This window comes from Microcoleus sp. B9-D4 (assembly GCF_036705105.1).
Lineage (GTDB): Bacteria > Cyanobacteriota > Cyanobacteriia > Cyanobacteriales > Microcoleaceae > Microcoleus.
Genome location: NZ_JAUBTS010000003.1, coordinates 25,357 through 43,701 on the forward strand (window position 1 = coordinate 25,357; position 18,345 = coordinate 43,701).

10 protein-coding genes and 1 pseudogene are annotated in these 18,345 nt (G+C 42.4%); 3 read left to right on the top strand and 8 right to left on the bottom strand.

The window, feature by feature from the left end:
• Nucleotides 1-177: 177 nt before the first annotated feature.
• Nucleotides 178-1,200: pseudogene (locus QUB24_RS02505) on the bottom strand (IS701 family transposase).
• A gap of 517 nt (nt 1,201-1,717) precedes the next feature.
• Between QUB24_RS02505 and QUB24_RS02510 the strand changes: the two are divergent.
• Both QUB24_RS02510 and QUB24_RS02515 read left to right on the top strand, forming a co-directional pair.
• On the top strand, nt 1,718-2,152 hold the full coding sequence (locus QUB24_RS02510) for a dTDP-4-dehydrorhamnose 3,5-epimerase (protein WP_333150309.1): 435 nt from the start codon (nt 1,718-1,720) through the stop codon (nt 2,150-2,152).
• An 83-nt stretch (nt 2,153-2,235) separates the two neighbouring features.
• Nucleotides 2,236-3,135, top strand: coding sequence for a dihydrodipicolinate synthase family protein (locus QUB24_RS02515; protein ID WP_333150311.1), 900 nt, complete (start codon nt 2,236-2,238; stop codon nt 3,133-3,135).
• Nucleotides 3,136-3,313: 178 nt separating this feature from the next.
• Here QUB24_RS02515 and QUB24_RS02520 read toward each other — a convergent pair whose 3' ends face one another.
• The 6 genes from QUB24_RS02520 to QUB24_RS02545 form a co-directional block, all read right to left on the bottom strand.
• Complete coding sequence (locus tag QUB24_RS02520) at nt 3,314-3,979, bottom strand: class I SAM-dependent methyltransferase (RefSeq protein ID WP_333150313.1); 666 nt, start codon at nt 3,977-3,979, stop codon at nt 3,314-3,316.
• Nucleotides 3,980-4,043: 64 nt separating this feature from the next.
• The gene (locus QUB24_RS02525) at nt 4,044-4,166 is read right to left on the bottom strand and encodes a hypothetical protein (RefSeq protein ID WP_333150315.1); all 123 of its coding nucleotides are present in this window, start codon (nt 4,164-4,166) and stop codon (nt 4,044-4,046) included.
• Between the two features lie 82 nt (nt 4,167-4,248).
• The gene (locus QUB24_RS02530; protein ID WP_333150317.1) at nt 4,249-5,457 is read right to left on the bottom strand and encodes a pyridoxal phosphate-dependent aminotransferase; all 1,209 of its coding nucleotides are present in this window, start codon (nt 5,455-5,457) and stop codon (nt 4,249-4,251) included.
• A gap of 155 nt (nt 5,458-5,612) precedes the next feature.
• Entirely contained in the window at nt 5,613-6,476 is an 864-nt protein-coding gene (locus QUB24_RS02535; RefSeq protein WP_333150319.1) for an AAA-like domain-containing protein, read from the bottom strand.
• Between the two features lie 770 nt (nt 6,477-7,246).
• Complete coding sequence (locus QUB24_RS02540) at nt 7,247-8,593, bottom strand: glutamate-cysteine ligase family protein (protein ID WP_333150322.1); 1,347 nt, start codon at nt 8,591-8,593, stop codon at nt 7,247-7,249.
• A gap of 223 nt (nt 8,594-8,816) precedes the next feature.
• Complete coding sequence (locus tag QUB24_RS02545; RefSeq protein WP_333150324.1) at nt 8,817-9,821, bottom strand: linear amide C-N hydrolase; 1,005 nt, start codon at nt 9,819-9,821, stop codon at nt 8,817-8,819.
• Nucleotides 9,822-10,152: 331 nt separating this feature from the next.
• Between QUB24_RS02545 and QUB24_RS02550 the strand changes: the two genes are divergently transcribed.
• A complete protein-coding gene (locus QUB24_RS02550) occupies nt 10,153-10,401 on the top strand; it encodes a hypothetical protein (protein ID WP_333150326.1) in 249 nt (82 codons plus the stop codon).
• A gap of 79 nt (nt 10,402-10,480) precedes the next feature.
• Here the strand turns inward: QUB24_RS02550 and QUB24_RS02555 are convergent, their stop codons facing one another.
• Entirely contained in the window at nt 10,481-17,977 is a 7,497-nt protein-coding gene (locus QUB24_RS02555) for a LamG domain-containing protein (RefSeq protein ID WP_333150328.1), read from the bottom strand.
• Between the last annotated feature and the right edge of the window lie 368 nt (nt 17,978-18,345).

The following is an 18,345-nucleotide window of genomic DNA, read 5'->3' on the forward strand; positions in this document are numbered from 1 at the left end:
ATTGTAACTTTTAACGAATTCGGCTAGAGTCAGAGCCTAACAATCTCGATATATAGTCATAATATGTCTCAATGCTTTGACTCTAGCCTCAAGTAACCGTGACACAAGACTTGAATCGTTACATATAGGACTTACGCATTGACAAAAAACATCATCTATGAATTCTAGATAATGATATCACATATCACTGCTAAGGTTGGCAAAAATATGCTCACGTACAACTAACGTGAACATATTCCGTTGTACTTCATACCAATTGCTAATTATCTTTTCAGAGCGCATAAACTCCAATCTCACAAATGCTTGAAGTGAACAAAATATGTGAGTTTTGATTGCTAATGTATCTCTAACCATGAACCGACAAATTCCACATACTTGTTTTATGGCGGAAATGAAAAGTTTCAATGCCCCAATGGGTATCATGAATTGTGATAAATTCACTTCTGCTGATCGCTGAGATTTTTGACTCATCTGGCAGATATAAAATATAGTGTCTAGAGTCTTGTTTTTTAAAGTCGCACCTTTACAACTTTATAAATCCAAATTCTTTCAGATGAGTTCTTAATCCTTCTTCGGGAATAGCCAGGGTGCTTACTTGACAATACTTCTGTGGCTCATTTGAGACGGTTCTATTTTTTTCAATCCCAAATAAAAAACCCAATTTCTGGTTTTTTAGAAACTTTAAGTTTTCTACTCCTGAATACCAACTATCTCCTGTTACTATTCTTGGCTTGACTCCCCAGTTTATTATTTCTCTCACCATTTCTCTAAAATAATTGTTTTTTGTTTTCCCCTCCTTTTTGTCATATATTCTGTAATTTATTGGGACTGAATTACCATTAATGTCGCTGTAATATAGCGTAATTAAATTCAAGCCAATAATAGTTTTGTGGGCTTTTCCTGACCAAAAATAACTGATTAATTCGGCATTTTTGGGATCGCTGTAAATCTTTTCTATGACTGTATTGTCTACACTTAGTATCCCTCCTACTAAGTTAATGATTTTCACGCATTATGTTGAATAAATCTTTCGGTTCGTATCTCTCTCTCAATAAAAAACGGTTGACGCCCTGAATGTGAAACATCTCCTAATACCTCTGCTAGCCGACTGCACCCCCCAAACTTTGGCTCTGACAGCAAAAATAAGGTGTAGAGGTCTAGATTGCATTGTGCTGTCGATGGTTTAGTAATTTCTCTGATTGTCCGATACCTAGAAAGTAAACGACCCATATTTATCAATGCACTATTTTGTTATTCTGTCAATGCGTAAGTCCTAACATATTTAAAATCCTGCTAGGTTGACACTAAGAAATTAGATTTTCTATATCTCCTGGATTTGTGGTGGAAACGGTAGTGTGAGCGTCTCACTTACGCAGGCTTTCCGGCTTGTACCACGGGAAGTTTGATTTTTATTATAATCTAAAACTCAGGAGAGCCGATTTCCTTGGAACACAAAACCCAATTTTACCATCCTTTGCTCGATTTTCCAGGAAAAATTTCTACTTTTACTTTCTTCACTACCAGAAAGAATTGTAACACTACTTTAACTTTTGTTCTTCACTACCAGAAAGAATTGTAACACTACTTTAACTTTTGTTTAAATTTAATTTATTAACTTACTAAAATCTATTTTTGCCATATCATAGTAACTTGGAGTATAAAAAAATATTCTGATTTTCTCAAATAACAATTGCTGTTCGGAAGTCTAGGTAGTTAAATGGGCATACTTAATAAAGTAGAATGTATCCGACTTGAACAAGACAAAGAGGATGTCGTAAAATTCTTCACTCCTCTAGTTAGCAACGAGACAGTACTATTTGAGATTCCTCCACAAACGGCTGATGAGGCACTATTTTGCCACCACTTTCAGACCGATCAGTTAGTAGTTGTGCGAGGTAGCATGGTCTTAGTATTTTTACAAAACCGTTATTATGATTACATTTTGTCAGATCAGCACCAACTGCTCCTTATCAAAATTCCTCCTGGCATCCCCCACGCATTGATTAATTTTAGTTCTGAACCTTGCTTGGTATTGAATGCCATTATCCGTCACGGTACCCCTCATCCAAAAGATTACCAACCCATTAAAAAGCCTTTTCCCTTCGACTTTGAGCGAGTCAAAAAGTTACAGGAAAATCCGGTAGGGAAATAGAAGTAAAAATCATGGAAGGAACTTTGTAACGTTTGGCTATAATCTATCTGCTACCTAACTGATAACTGAGGGAAATACTAAGTATGAAAATGCAATGGAAAGGCGTAATGCCAATAATTACTACTAGCTTTAGGAAAGACTTATCCATAGATCGGGAATTTATGGCTAAACATACTTATTGGTTGGTGGATAATGGTTGCACGGGTATTGTTGTTAATGGTACGCTTGGCGAAGCAAGCACTTTAAGTTTTGATGAAAAAATACAGAACATACAAACGTGCGTATCCGCAGTAGGCGATCGCGTATCTATCGTTTCTGGAACGGGAGGTATTAATACAGCCGAAGCGGTAGCTTTTGCTAAACGATCGGAGGAAGTAGGCTGTAGTGGCTTAATGATTTTACCTCCCTATCAATACAGCCCAGATTGGCGTGAGATGAAAACACATCTTGTTGCTGTGATTGAGGCAACAAAACTTCCCTGTATGTTATACAACGACCCCTCTAGCTACCAGAGCGATCTTCTGCCAGAGCAGATTGCCGAACTCGCTAACGAGCATTCTAATGTTCAAACTGTTAAGGAAGCAACTGGTGATGTACGCCGAATCACTGCCATTCGCGCTTTGTTGGGAGAGCGTCTTTCTCCTACTGTTGGTTTAGATAGTTTCCTGGTTGAAGGTATAGCAGCAGGAGCAATATGCTGGGTGGCAGGACTTGCCAACGCTTTACCAAAAGAATCTGTAGCTCTTTATAATTACGCTGTGCATGGCGACTACGAGAAAGCATTTAATCTCTATCGGTGGTTTCTTATCTTAGCAGGACTCAATGTCGGACATAAGTTTGTGCAGACAACTAAGCTGATTCAGGAGTCCGTTGGTTGGGGGAATACCCTTGTACGCCCCCCACGATTAGAACTCGTTGGCTCTGAACTGGAGGAAGCTCACAACATCATTAAAACAGCCTTAGCTAATCGTCCAAAACTTTAAGGACACCCTATGGAGGAAAATAAACTGATTGATAGATAGGGCTGTGAAAGGCTTAGGGGGAAACCCTGAGCTTTTTTCGCTCTCCATTAGTGCCGGGGTCTAGAGGGTGTCCTGCATTAACAGCGAGGTTCTCAATATCAGGCTTAATCTGCATAATTAGTTCTTCAAATTACTGGGTTTATTTGATTATGATTGGGGCAAGCATCACTGGCTTGTCCCAATAGAGGCAATCCTTTGGTGGGTTGACCGAGCAAAGAGTACTGCTAATGTTAAAGAACCCTGCCTTATTTAGGCGTTGGCGGTAATCAGGTGTTATTTCAATTTCGGACATGAATCGAGAAAAAATACCTCCTTTTTTGAGAAGACGATACGCCTGTTCAAAAAATGAATTAGGCATCACTGTGGCATCATCTTCAGTTATTGGGGCTGTATCGAATAAAATTCCGTCGAAGCTATCATTTGGTAATGAATCTACAACATCTTGCCAAAGTCCAAATATTGGTGTGACTTTGTGTTTAGCTTGTTGTGCAAACTCTTCAAGTTTTACAAAAACGTCAGCGTTGCCTTCTATGATAATATGCTCCTCTATTTCATGTTCCTGTATGTATCTGGCTGAGATTCCCATACCAAAGCCAACCTCAAGGATCTTCCCTCCATTAGAAGTCACAATATTGGCAAGTTCTTTCATGTAAGGATCTTCCCATTTTTCCATCACGGGACGGCCAAATATTTCCAGTTTCTCTTCAGTAAATGTAGCTTGTGCGTCTTTCCATTCTCCGATATGTTTAGCAAATTTTCCTCCAGCAGCTTTAAGTCGGGAAAAAAGGGTCTGTCGATCCATCATTTTCTTTTCCTCAATTCGGTAGTCTTAAAATTTTGAACAATTTTCCACGATGGGTTTTGTGAAGCTAATCCGAATCCGCCTGTGCTTGCTTCAAGCTTGCCCGCAGTTGCGCGGCTAGCACCTGTACGTGCGGCGGAGCTATCAATGTTTCCGTCGTGATAGCTGGCATTACACCCTTCCATTGCATTGTCTTACCTAGTATCTCATCAGTTTGTTAGTAGCAATGGGTTTTCACTCTAAAAATCTTCTTTCCATTAATTTTCTCGCGTTTACCCCCCTGACGGTGAAAGCTGTGGCACTGCGGCTACTTGAGCAGAAAAGTTTTTATCTAGCCTGTCTAGTATGTCCTTAATTAAAGACATACCCTCAATAAAATTATCAGTATCTCGCGCTAGAGCTATTCTGATGTATTTCTCTCCTTGGTTATGATTGTGCCAGAAAAAGTACGTTCCTGGTAAAACGTAGACCCCCTCTTTATATAAGATTTTTTGCAGTTCAGTCGCTTTGAGATTAGGCTCCAGAATTTCACACCAAGCTACGCTTACTTTACCCTTTGGTTTGAGCGGTGTCAAGATACTATTCTGAAATTTTTCTGATAAAATCTCCCTGTTTGTATTTAAAATACTTAGGGTGGAAGCAAATTGGCATTTTTGTGAATCTAGTAAGTATTCTGTAAGGAAATTGAGAATGAAGGGAGATACATTAAGAATATAGGCTGTATAAATGCTGTACATCTCTTCATAGAGATTGTCGCTGACTTTCAGCATGGCTATTTTGGCATCTTGAATAGGCCAGGTTTTTCCTGTGTCTTCAATAGCCATATATTTAATCCCTGATTCCTTTAATACCTTATAGGTATCATAGAGTTCAAATTCCTCATCGTTCATCAAAAAATTGGCAAAGCAATAATCCACAATGAGTATTTTGTCATAGTCTTTACAAAACTGAACCACCTGTTCAAAAGCCTTTTTGTTTTCCTGACCCAACAGAGTGAATCCTGTTGGGTTATTGGGGTCTACAATAAATATCGCATCACTCTTGACATGAGTTCTGAGATTTTCATAAATCTTATCGACATCGTGTAATAATTCCTCTTTCAAAGGAGAAAGAGGGATTTCCATGTGCATCAATATTTCATAGAGATTATCAAAACAAGGCTCAAGTAAACTAACGCTATAGCGTTTTTTCAAAAGATAGTTAGCTATATGAATGGTTGCGATTGAAGCCGCATAATAAAGCATGACATTGTTGGGGTTTAAGGCGGCTGACAAGCCCCTCATTTTATAAAAGGTTTCTATAAACTTATTATTTAAGGTTTCTTGCTGAGTTTTTTCGGCTTCAAGCCATAACTCAGGCAACCTTTTAACAATCTCCAGTTGGGAATCAGATTGGGATTGATGAGTATGGGCATCAGCATAGTTATACTTTTGCTTAAGTGCTTCAACTTCGTGTTGAGTTAGGTCTTGAAACTTCTGCATTGTTTTCTGTCTTAATCTATGAGTTAGAAATGGTATTTTCCGATCTTACCATCAATGCTCGCAGATAGTGCGCCACTTGATGTGTTCGTTCATTCAGTTGGCGGTAGGTAAATAGTGTATTAGCCATCTCAAAATAGATATTGTAGTTGCAAAAGCTACCCATATTCCCGATACTCGTTCAGCATGAGATTGAAATTCAACTGCCTGCTGAGATTAGCACACAACCAGCCCAAAAATTGATTGAGTTTGGCAGAAACGGTAACGTCTGCTTCCTGAAAGTCCAAGTAGACAGTCTTGTATCCACAATGCGTGGCACGATTCAGAATCCGGGAGAGTAGGGAATTTTTTCGCGGCAGTTTGGGTGCTTTGATGCGGCTCGGGCATCCAGGTTGACTAATTTCAGTGCACGTAAGTTCTGCGATCGGAGGGCGATTAATGTAGAGAGGAAAGTCCAGCGGCAAACAACCCCTAGAAATTGTTGGTTCGCTCTGTGTGACTGGGGCTTTTAAATTATTTTCTTCCTCTGTACTATCTGTATAAGTTTGGCACTTCTGCTGCACTCTAAAAAGCCACTCATCTTCTTCATTTACCAATTCGTTGCGATCGCTCAAGCGTGATAATTGCTCGCTATCCTCTGAGTATGAAGCCTCCATAAAATCAGTGGTAACTGGTAACTGATTAGTGGTAGGCGTTAGTGGTGGGTCTATTACTTCTACTAACGAAAAGGTCACTGGTAACTCGTCACTATTGACTGTTTCACCTATCCGGGAGAACAGATATTGCTTCAGCACTAAAAACAGATTTTTTTTCGTTACCCTTTCCCCTAATGTTTTTGAAAAAACCTGCCACAACTGAGAGCCAATATCCTTGATGTGAGCGATACTATAGGCACAATCGGCTGCCATCTCGCTATAACCGCGTCCCAGCCATGACTGACACAAGATTAAGCGCTCAAGGGAACTCAGTTGCCTAGAGAGCAGACTTTGTTCTACAGTGTCCAGAACTTCGTCAACATTCATGTAGTGACTCCATTTGAGTAGTATGCACACAGCAAGGAACGCTAAGGATTCTTATGCCCCAAAACAGGTAGTTAATAAAAGAAGGCTTTTATGCACATGGAAGAGGGCAGAAGGACAATAACCCAATTACTGTAAGCGGGCATTCACCAAAAAGCTCCTCTATTATTCAATTTTTTAGATCAACGAGAAATAGATAAAGTTGGTATGTTTGTGTAAAGTTATATTGCTGTGAGGCGCCTACTGCACAAGTAGTTGATTTTGTCAATATCCTAAATTGGTCAATTAATTGCCCAACTACAGCAATCCTTGCAGGAGTCGTAAATTTTTTACCCCACCCCAACCCACGCCGAACCCGCTGAGAGTCCGTAAGAAATTCACAAATGATGGGAGGATTGCTATATAGCTAAACGTTGGTTCCCAGAAATACGTTTTTGTAAAAATACGGTCTGTGGGGGAGCGGCGGAATCCAGGAGTGGGGAGCATTTAGATATAAACTCTCCTCACCCTTCTTTAAATTTGCACATTTGGGATGGTCGCATATAATCGCAGATAGACTTGTGCCGAAGTCTACTAGCAATGAAAAATGGCACACCTAAAACTCAAATTGTGCGCCTCTTAAGATTGTATGTACTTAATAAATTGGAAACACAAAATACTAAGTGCATCTGAGTTAATTTATTTCACTTCATGGTCTGCCATCGCTTCCCTTCCGCAAAATACGGCCACCTGAATATCGGCACTAATCGTCAAGGTTCCCCCGTCTGTTGTACCTAACATAGAGGTAGAGTTAGGCACAACGGCGTTAGATTTGCCTCACTCAGATTTACCTCATCAAGCCAGGACACCTGGGCTTCTAACTTGTCACAACACTGGCGCACTAGACGCAAACCTGCATCTAATGGAAGTCGATCGCTTGTTGGGGTAAATTCTTGCAATATTTCGGCTTCTATCGTCTGATAGTGCTCCATGTCTTTGCTCAGTTGTGCCAGAAAATTTGCTTTTTCACCAGCCTCTCCCATAGCAAATTGCAAAATTGAATCGACGTAAACCTTAACCTTCGGATTTTTGACTCCCTCTGTAGCTGAGGCATAGAGTAATTCCCCATTGAGATAAGTAAAATCTGGCACATATAGGCGATCGCCTACTAATTCAAATATCTGCATTCCTTTAGCTGGTCTTACTGTTAAGTTCTCGCGTCTGACTCGATTAGCCAAATTTTCTAGCAATATAATTACAGCTAAAATTACGCTGGGATAGTTACTATCTATAGATCTTATTTCTACTGTGCCGTGATTGTTGAGTCGAATGGGATTCCACGCTGACTTGAGTAAGCTTCCTCCGGCTTCTTTGAACAGGTGAGGTTCAATTCCAGCTTTTTCCATCGCTTGCAACCAAGCATAGTAACGAGCAAATTGCTGTTCAACTAAATCCTCGACAGTCTCGGCATAAGGCATGAGTCCGCCCACAGACTGTAAATTAGTGTAAACGCCTTCCCAACCAAAAGTTTCGCTACCTCGATAACGAATTGTGTGGGCCGCAAGTCCGATCGCTTGTCCTTCATAAAAGGGGCAAGCCCGTGTCAGAGAAATAAGTGCTGAGTCGCAAGCAGTAGCTAAATTGTAGATATTTAGTAGCTCTTTTCGCTCTGCTGATGTGGAATTGTAAGAGATTCCAACACGAGGGTCAATTACCCCAGGCGCGACTTCCAAATGCAGATGTGTACCCGTACATTTTCCGGCGTGCAAAAATTTATCATAGCCGACAGTCCGGGCTTGGATATGGTAATTGGGGCGATCGCGCATCACTGGCCTAATATGCAAGGGATAGCTAGACAGAGGATAGAGGCGTAAATTCATCTGTCGCGCCACAGCCAGCGCCAATTTGAGATTGTTGAGGTATTTTCTGGCTAGTTCTGTACCCGTGTAGGCAGGTGGTGTGTTAATCTCCACTATACTTTTGACGAACTCCGCCACAAAGTAATTGGGGTTTAAGCCTTGCGCTTGCGCCATTAAGTGACAACCCTGCAAAAACTCATCAGCGCGATCGCTCAAATAACCAGCCTCATCTACCAGAAAAAACTCTTGCTCAAGACCGATACGACGCTTGACTACATCCATATGGTTAATAAATCCTATGAGGAAAAAATCTAGCTTTGCTTCCAAGGATAAAGTGACACGGGGAATATACCCCTACAGAAATATGCCTTAGCCTCGCGCTGCTGCTGTTAAGATCGCACCTTCTCACCCTCAAACCCAATTCATACGGGATTGCTCTTTAGCTTCATCGAAAATTCGTGAAGCTCTCGCTATCCCGTAAGGAATCGCTCTCCTGATTATGGCTTCAGGAATCTCTCTCGACTTTTGGAACAAACGAAAACGGCTCGGTGACTACAAACTTCTCGGCCACATTGCCAGCAAAAACGGTATTATCCGTCAGCGTCAGCTTTTTCGTCGGTTCTCCTGCTGTGAAATTCATATCTGATAAGTTGACCCAGAATACATTCGGTTGGCGGGTAGATTCATAGTAATAACGCTTGTTCTTGTGATCCGCTACGACGCGCCAAAGAGTGGAGGAGATGTTGGGTTGGTCTTTTGTACTTATGCCCAGAGGTACTGACACATTGCGAATAACCGAAAATACACTGGCGATCGCTTCATTGATCTCAGACTTTTGCGGAATCGCTTTGATGTAGAACGAAGCTCGAACAAATCGATCGGCTGCTCGATTGGTGCCAGGTAGCATTGTGGTTCCCCCAATCTCCTCCCAATAACGATTCAGCGCAAGTTGCTGGTCGTAAGTCGGTGAGTTGGTCATTACCTGATACTCCCGATCGTGGTGAATGTTCAACTTGCCGTCGATGTACTGGAAGATGGCGGAGTCACCTGTAGGGTCAGAAATCGACAGATGGGTAGTTCCTTCCGCTTTCGTCACCTCATAGTCGGGTGACCTGCTGGGTATGGGGTAGAACGGTTCTTTTTTTAATTCTTTAACTGCCTCGTCAACGGTGGCGTAGTTATCCAACACATATTGCACCCAAGCAGAAAGAGCTAGGGGTTTGCGCGGGTCGTTGTCGGTGGGGGTCGGATACTTTGTCTCAGTGAGATAGAGCATATTGGCGACCAGTCCTTCCTCATTCATGCCATCGGCTGAACCATTATCGAAGCAAGTCGCCACAACACTGCCATACTTAGAAGTCCATTCAATGGAGTTAGATCCAGCCGCTCCATCGCGCTTCATGCCTCGTGGAAATGCCCAGAGGTTTGTCCCCATGTCATTCTTCCAGTCCATGCTGCGTGCAGTGATGATGGTGTCTTCTTGTCCAAGATAAACAACTCTAGTACACATTGGCTTATTTTTCTGAATTTTCAGTAGTTAGTAGGCAAGATAAGCTTATTAGCTTTCACTTATGTATTGTTCAGCTTTTTAGCTCCAATAGAAATAGATAAAGTTGGTATGTTCGTGTATAGTTATATTGCTGTAAGTCACACAATACACAATTAGTTGCTTTAGTCAATTATCTAAATTGGTTAACTAATTCCCCATCTGATATAATTTTTTGATTGCATAGGCTGCAACGATAAAGCAAGAAAAGCGAGAAGCTGTAACTATCCGCATTCGGGCCGATCGCCTTGAGCAAGCAAGGCAGTTTCGAGGAGGCAGTGAATCTTTTGACGAGATGGCTGTGGAAGTGATCGGCCGCGAGGTGCGACGGCGGCGATCGCACTCAGCATATCAGCGCATTGTGGCTCGTAGTGCGGAAGTATATGAAGACTTATGCCAAATGCCTGTTGACCAGCTACATAGCGACGCTATCCGTGCAAAAGCACAAGCGCTCGCTCCCTTGATTTTCCAGCCGTATCATCAAACACAGTCCCGATCGCACCCCTCACCCTCAAACCCAATCCAAATACGATCGCTCTCTTGATTCGTGAATCCAATCATGCTGAAGTGCGATCGCAAAAACTGGAAAACAGGGAGAAGATAGCCCCTCCCTGAATCATCAATTATTTCTGCGCTTTCAGCAAATCGAGGATTTTATCAAGTTTCTCCTCTAGTTTTTGGTTCTTTTTCTCCAAGTTGGCTATTTTATCTAGCAGTTGTTGATTTTCAGAAACCACAGCCGCAGCCCGCAATTTGCGGACATCCCGACCAAAGCCCATCAGTGCCGGACGTTCCACGTAGGTGACACGGTGCAGCACTCGCCAAGCTTTGTTGGGTTTACCTGCTTGAGTTTCTCGCAAAGCCCGCGCTTCTTCATCATTACTAGCTAACCATTCGGGGTCAACGACATAGTTAAAGAAGTCGTGGAAATTTTGCGTGCTACCTTCGAGGTAGAAACTCATAAACCGATAGCGATCAACTTTTTCCCCTGGCATAATCGGTTTGTCGTTGTGGTCGGTGATGCCTTTATGTTCCAGACCTCCCAAATCTACGTTCAACTGGAAGCCTTTACTGCGATTTTCGGTTTTGCTCATGGTTTGAGTCAGGTTGACAGTAGCTTGGGTAGTGAGTTCTGTCCCAAAACCACCTCCAGCAAATTTTCCTTCAAAACCCAAACCTGCATTCATCGTAAAGGAGCCACCAATGGTATGTTCTACCGTGTTGGCAAAACTTTGTGCCTCGGTTCGTAGTCCACCATCAGCATCCCAGACGTAGGTATTGACGATGTTGCGCTTACCAGCCCGGATTTGCAAACTTTCCATCCGTTTTTGCCAACCAGCAAAACTGTCAGTGGCTTGCGCTCGTTTCTCCATATCGCTAATTTTGCTGTCGATTTCGGCTTGTTTTTGCATTGTGGCGGCGTTTTTCTCATTGACAGTCGCCAAAGCATCCGCCTGAGCCTTTTTAAGTTTTTCCTCTTCGGCTTTTTTCTTATCCTCTTCAGTCATTGGGGTGGTGTCGGGTTTGTTTTCTTCCGGTAGTACCCCAATAGTTGTCGGTGCATCACCACTGTCTATATTCCGATCCAAAGAGAGTTCATCGACCGTACCCACGTCATAATTAGAAAAGTAAGATTCCCGTCGCTTATCCTCTGCTTCAATTTGTTTTTTGAGGTCATAAGCTTCTTGCAAGCGATAGTAACTAGCGGGATAGAGGGAACCATACTGCGATCGCATTTCGGGAACGTGCTTGAAGAAGCGCTCGCTCGTCGGAATACTACCTGTTAACCCATCCAAACTACCGTTCATGGTATATGTTGGATTGATCAAAAAGGTAATAGTGTTGACATCGGGGGGAATGCCGTCAACGGGTTGGACTTGGTAGCCGACCATTTTCCCGCTACGGGCAAGTCGGGTAACAAACACATCTGCTAAGGCCGAGATAACCAAGGCATAGCCTACGTTTTTGGGAATAAATCTTGTACCGAGATGATGGAATTTCGCGGTTTCTTCTGAAGTACCCCGCAGTTCTAGTTTATCCGTCATGCTCAGGGATGAACTGGAGCCAATGCTACTATCATTCTGGAATTGGTAGCTAGATTCAAAGCTACCTTTGAATCCCGCTCTAACTTTGGCTATCTTTGTCGTAAATCCAAAACCTGCGTCAGCTTCAAGATCAGACCCGATAAATGTATCTGCATTTGCACCCAAACCAGAATCTTGCACTCGTTTCCAGCTAAAGACCACATCTTCAGACATGGTTAATTCTACAGAAGTCGCACTGTTATAGTCGTCTGACAAGGTTAGGTTTTCACTGGGTACGGGAGGCGCTCCTTCAATGTAACCCAACAGAGTAGGAGCAAACTGGGCATTACCAATCCATTTGAGTTCTAAGGCTTCAACGCGCTTATCGGGCAGCAGCCTTGCCCCCTTGGTATCCGGATAGGCAAAGAACCGTCGCATGATTGCAACCTTGCGGTTATTTTCGATGGTAACGCTGCTGTACTCGTTAGAGATGAGGGCATCGCTGATATTGTTACTTTCAGGTTTGCCAATGGGCGCACTACAACCCCACCAGATTGCACCAGACACGTTGCCATTATGTCCATTCCCTGAATGATCGCGCACTTTAACTCCTGTGGCTTCATTCATCGGATAGTAAGCCAATAAACCGGGTTCATTGCCACTCAGTAGAGTTTGACTGTTGACCGCAATCTCTTCATCACTCAGGGCAACTCCCCAAATGCGGACTTCTGCCAGTTTCCCGAATTGCTCCGAACCATTCTTATTGTTACCGATAGAGTAAACGTCGCTGGTGACTTTCAGAACTGCTTTTTTGATGTCGTCAACCTTTTTCTTGCTATCGTCAACGGTTTTCTTGGCTTGTTTGTATTTTTCGGTGTTAGGCCCATCAGTGATAGCTTTCAAAGCTTTGTCGGCATCAGCAAAGGCTTTGTCGGCATCAGCTAGAGGTTTAGCTTTAGTATCGCCAACCTTCTTACCATCAATGTAGAACAGGGTTGTATCACCTCGACCTACGGCAGTAAGATGATGCCATCCTTGGCTTAATACCTCCAGATTGTAGCCGGTATCGCAGAAATTTTGCTCCAGTCCTGGCGGCACATTTTCCAGATAAATACCCAAATTTTTACCATTTTTGACCCGAATGTGATGTCCACCATTTTCCCCTCTGGTTAATGTATTCCATTCTGTTGTTGGTGGTAAAGGATAGACGAACCAAGCTTCAATACTCCAGTCTTCGTTTAGATAGCAGGGATTGGGTTGATCCCGATCATTTTTTAACAGAACGACGTTACCGCTGTTGCTAAATTTTAAGCAGACTCGGTTAGCATCGGGAATCCACTGTTCATAGGCGGCATTGTTTTCGTCCGCAATAGCATCATATTTCGTTTGTCGCATCCGCCCTTCGGTGTCGAAGTAGCTCAGTTGCACGTTACCTTCGCTGGTTTCAATGGCATTCAAGCGGCTGGCGGGCTGCACAAAGCCGAGTAAAGCCCCTTGAGTTACCAGTCCCTTGACGTTTTTAGAAACGAGGTGCATAGTTTGCGGCGTTTGTTGGATCTTATTTACTTCGCCGATGAATTCATTGTTCAAACTGGTTATCTCAGATTGAAGATCATTGATTTTATTAATGACTGCTCTTCGTTCATTGTCCCACCTAGTTTTATCAGCAGCAGTTGCAGCCAATGCTAACCTAAGCTCATCTCTTTCCTTTTTGGCTGTGTTAAGCTGCTGAAGTTTTTCAGACCAATCTTTATAGGCTGTAGTAATAATGTTATTACTTTGTTCAACCGTTCGAATAATCTTGAATCTCTGCCAATCTACATTATTTACTACGTGAAGTTCTAGAGCATAAATATTGTGGCGATTAACAACTTGAACTCGTTTGCTATCTCCCTCAGCTTTAACGGACATAGCATAGAAACCACTTTCCGTTGAAATAACCTTGAATTTCTGCCAATCTTCACTATTTACTGCGTGGAGTTCTAAAGTATAAGCATAGCTGCGATTAACAATTTGAACTCGTTTGCTATCTCCCTCATGTTTAACGGACATAGCATAGAAATTACTTCCCAGTGGAATAAACTTAAATTTCTGCCAATCTACATTGTTTTCTACGTGAAGTTCTAGAGCATAAATATTGTTGCGCTTAACAACTTGAACTCGTTTGTTATCTCCCTCATGTTTAACGGAAAGATGGCAATAGTAATTAAAGGGGCTGTTATTCTCTGCATTGTACTTATCTGACAACCGTTTCTCTTCAGATTCCAGTGTTATAATTTTTTTGTCTAATTCCTGAATCTTTATTGTGGTTGGTGCTTGAGTATCATAAGCATGAATTTTGATATCTAACTCTTGTTTTTGTTTGAGCAGAACTAATTCTAGCTTCTCTTTTAATTCCAATGGTTGCAATTTTGCTGGCAGTGTTGCCTGACGATCAGCCAAAGTTGCCAAAGTCACCGTGTCGGTGTACTTACACTCGGTAATGCTGTCAGACAACAAGCGAATTCGATGTTTACGAATTTCCAGGGTTGTCCAGTTACCTTTGATATTGGCAATCTCAAAGGAACGCAACAGACTCACCCTTTCAGGAATGGTAACGTTGCAAGATGCTCGATACCAGCCGTTCTTCAAGTCTTCAAATTCCTTCTGTGTAATCTGTTCGGCGGCAATGATCGTTTTCTCTTCAGCACTACGGCTGGTTTTACCCCAATACGATAGGGTAAATATCTTGTTGCCCTTGCCATCAGCATTATTTAAATAGGTAGGATTAACGGTAGTTGAGGGAGTAACCTTAAACTCAAAGCTTTCTTCATAATTAGCCCGTTCACTAACAGCAAATAGTTCAGGATTGCTATACTGAACTGCATCAGTTCCTTCTGCTAGTTTGCGGTCTAGTGTTACCGCACTTACATAGGCATCCCCAAAAACAGTGCCATTATTGCCATTAACCGAAAAGTCAATAACTTTGCCTTCGCTAATTGCTCCCAAACGCCAGTAACCCACTAAACCGACTTCTTTGCCAGTCAGTTGCAGATACATATTGTTTTTGATGTCTTCAACGGTGCGGGCTTGCGTCCAGATTCGGAGATCGCTAATTTTGCCATTAAAGTAGTCCGTAAGCAAGTCGCTTTTGCCGATATAGTTTTTGGTACGTTTGAGGGTAGTGGGACATTTTATATTACCTGAATAAATCTGCCTGCCGTTTTTATACACTTTGCAAGAATCTTTTCCTGAATGATAAACATCCATTGTTATTGCTAGGTGTATCCACTGTTTTGTCTCTAGTTTTACTTGTGGTGCGTGTATAGTAACCGCTTGTATCAGTTTCACCTCTCCTTCCTGAGTGAGAGCGTCGACGCTTACATCTAATAACAGATCTTTCTTTAGGTTACTGCGTAAATGGATATAATCATCATGCTCGTCGGAAAAGAAGAGAATTGTTGAGTTTGTGTTAAAACTGTCATACCACACCCAAGCTTCTACAGTGAATCCTTTGGAGTAGTCGTGATTCATGTCAGGTAGGGAGATATAATCACCGGCTCCATCCAATACTATCCCTCGCCGCTTCTCGTCTACCCCTGTCACTTTGAGGGCTTCTCCAGTTGCCCACTTGCGTTGAATGACAAAGTTGGTATCGTCAATTTTCTGGACTGGGTAAGTGTCGTTATAAGCTTCTGTGCCAACAATCTGTACTTGCTCCCCATTGTTTAACCCATGATCTGGACAAGTCACTTTTAACTTCCCATTGGCTCTTTTTTCGTAGGCGGTAATCATCCCGTCAAAAATTAAACCGCCTGATTCTTGTTCTTGCTTTTCCCAAGAACCCACTGGTAGTTTGCGCTCCGGTGTTGCCGCACTCACATAGGCATCCCCGAAGACCGTGCCATGTTTGCGATTAAGCGATAAGTCACTAACTTTGCCTTCGGTAATAGCATCTAAAGGCCAGTAACCCACTAAACCGACTTCTTGGTCAGTCAGTTGCATATACATATTCTTACGGATGTCTTCTTCAGTGCGGACTACATTCCAGATACGGAGATCGCTAATTTTACCTTTAAACAACGAGTTGCTTTTGCCGATATAGTTCGTGGTACTGTCGAAGGATTGAGATTCGTTGGACTGTGCGTTAGGCATAAGCAAAGTGCTGCCGTGTTTGTATAGTCGGATATTTCCAGACGAATCAAATGTTGCTGCTAGATGAATCCACTCGCCTGGCTTGGGCTTGATATCATTAGAAGCAAAACCGCTCGTTGGTTTTCCTGTTCTATCCTTAGATACAAATAAAGTCAGCTTGTTAGTTTTTGGCATCTTGCCAAATGCAATTACCATTTCCGTAGATCCCAATTTCCCCGTAAATTGAATAATGTTTGACAACTCTTGAAAACTGTCATACGACACCCAAGCTTCTACAGTGAAGCCTTGGGAGAAGTCGTAATTGAGATTTGGTAGGGAAATATAATCATTCACCCCATCAAATACTATCCCTCGCCGCTTTCGGGATACCATTCTCACACTGGTGGCTTCTCTCAAATCGCAGCGAACCGTAAACTGGCTATCGCTAATTTTATCTACTCGGGTGTAGGTGTAATAATCGTCCACGACTACGCCAATAATCTCTACAGCATCCCAAGTCTCTAACCCATGATTGTTATAGGTGACAGTTACCTGCTCTTGTCCGTAATCGTCTTGTTTGTAGGTGGCAATCATGCCATCAAAAATTAATGTGCCAACTGGCAGGTCAACACCTGGCAGGTCAATAACTGGCAGGTCAATTTCAAACGTATCCTTTTCTACCTTTGTTATGCTATAAAGCCCCTGATAATCTTTGGTGTCAGTGATTTTTACGAGGTCGCCATTTTTTAATTCAGAGGCTTTGCCATTAGTCGATATTTTCACCAAATCTTCGGCGTCTTCCTCGTCTGTACCGACTTCTAAACCAGTAATTTGTCCTTTGGGGGGTGGGGTTCTGTCGCCAAAGACTTTGATTTCATCTAAAGTATTCAACGGTAACAGCACTTCTCGCTGTTTACTGCGGATGATTGTACTATCGGGTGTTTCGTCGATTTGTGCTAATGTCCCATCTCCAGCAATGGCAAAACTTAATGCAGCCGTGCCTTGGTTTGTGGGAACTGCTAACATCAACCGAGTTGCCGTTCTAATCAGTTGCATTTCCCCTGATTGGGTTTGCTGCTCCTGTTGTAAATCGTATTTGGTGGCGGATAAACCATTTATGACGGTTACATCATTGTTGATAGTTACACACCTAATATCTAAAGTCCGTTTAATTACCCCCGGAATGCGGCGGGGAACGAGAGTATCGTTAGATTCATCAAAAACTGTGTAATCTTTGACATCAAACAGCCCTTCGGCGGAGGCGCGAATTGTCGTTAATTCGACTTTCTTGGTTGAAGGATCATTGTTGTAGGCGAAAATGTGCCAGCGATAGACATCATTTTCGATGGTGGGAACTAAAACAACAGAAAACCAGCCTCTGTCCAGATTTCTTACTATACACAATTCCGTTGTGGGTTCGTAGAAAAAGTTACCATCCACATCTCGAAAGTCCAAGGTGTCAATATTGGTGAGTCCATTGTCACCCTTGTTCATGTTTCTCGTGGGTGTGTGCTTCTGCTTGCTGCGCTTAAACCGCACTTCTAGCTTGCGGTTCAGCTTATTGGTCATCCCATCTAAAACAAAGCGGTCTACCAACAAAGTATTGGACTTAGACTGGCGGAAAACGTAAATGTGTCCTAGTGCAGAAATTAGTTGCACCGGAGCAGCAGCAGATTTATTCTGGGTTTGGTAGAGCGACCTGAGAATAAATTTGCTGGTGTCGTTCTGGTAGGTGAGTTCGGCTGTTTCTTGAGCGATTACCGACTCGTCATTTTTCTCTTCATTGGGGAATTCCAATGTTTGCCAGGTTTCCCACCCAGTTCTCTGAGCTTCAGGTGTATTCAGATAACTATCTTCAAAGCCATCCTGCTTGACGGTGTAGAAAATCTTCCCATCGGTATCGGTAGCGAAGACGACTATTTTACCTTCATGGGCAATGCTGTTTAGGTTCTGGAGCTTTTCTTGGGGGAGGAAAGTGGTCATAAGGGGCAAAATTAATTGTATTTGAATATTTGAATGTATTATTCGGTTTTTTCGCTCAAGGAGCAATAGATAAAGTTGGTATGTTTGTGTAAAGTTATATTGCTGCGATCTGCAACTTACATAATTGGTTGCTTTTGTCAATATACTAAATTGGTCAATTAATTCTCCAACTAGAAGCTCAGTTTGGTTCCAAGAGGCGCGATAACAAATTACAGATACTCGCGTCAGCAGCGGTTTAACCTCTGTTGGCGCGATCTACTGCTATGAGCGATCACACCCCCTTCCCCTCAAACCCAATTAATCGGAAAAGTAGGAAAAGTATGGTTCCTATCAAAAAAAGTGGCTTTATTTTCAAACTATGATAAAGT

What these genes read in the sequence shown, in the direction of transcription:
- QUB24_RS02510 (WP_333150309.1), top strand. Translation starts at nt 1,718, where the DNA reads ATGGGCATACTTAATAAAGTAGAATGTATCCGACTTGAACAAGACAAA.
- QUB24_RS02515 (WP_333150311.1), top strand. Translation starts at nt 2,236, where the DNA reads ATGAAAATGCAATGGAAAGGCGTAATGCCAATAATTACTACTAGCTTT.
- QUB24_RS02520 (WP_333150313.1), bottom strand. Translation starts at nt 3,979, where the DNA reads ATGATGGATCGACAGACCCTTTTTTCCCGACTTAAAGCTGCTGGAGGA.
- QUB24_RS02525 (WP_333150315.1), bottom strand. Translation starts at nt 4,166, where the DNA reads ATGCAATGGAAGGGTGTAATGCCAGCTATCACGACGGAAACATTGATA.
- QUB24_RS02530 (WP_333150317.1), bottom strand. Translation starts at nt 5,457, where the DNA reads ATGCAGAAGTTTCAAGACCTAACTCAACACGAAGTTGAAGCACTTAAG.
- QUB24_RS02535 (WP_333150319.1), bottom strand. Translation starts at nt 6,476, where the DNA reads ATGAATGTTGACGAAGTTCTGGACACTGTAGAACAAAGTCTGCTCTCT.
- QUB24_RS02540 (WP_333150322.1), bottom strand. Translation starts at nt 8,593, where the DNA reads ATGGATGTAGTCAAGCGTCGTATCGGTCTTGAGCAAGAGTTTTTTCTG.
- QUB24_RS02545 (WP_333150324.1), bottom strand. Translation starts at nt 9,821, where the DNA reads ATGTGTACTAGAGTTGTTTATCTTGGACAAGAAGACACCATCATCACT.
- QUB24_RS02550 (WP_333150326.1), top strand. Translation starts at nt 10,153, where the DNA reads ATGGCTGTGGAAGTGATCGGCCGCGAGGTGCGACGGCGGCGATCGCAC.
- QUB24_RS02555 (WP_333150328.1), bottom strand. Translation starts at nt 17,977, where the DNA reads ATGACCACTTTCCTCCCCCAAGAAAAGCTCCAGAACCTAAACAGCATT.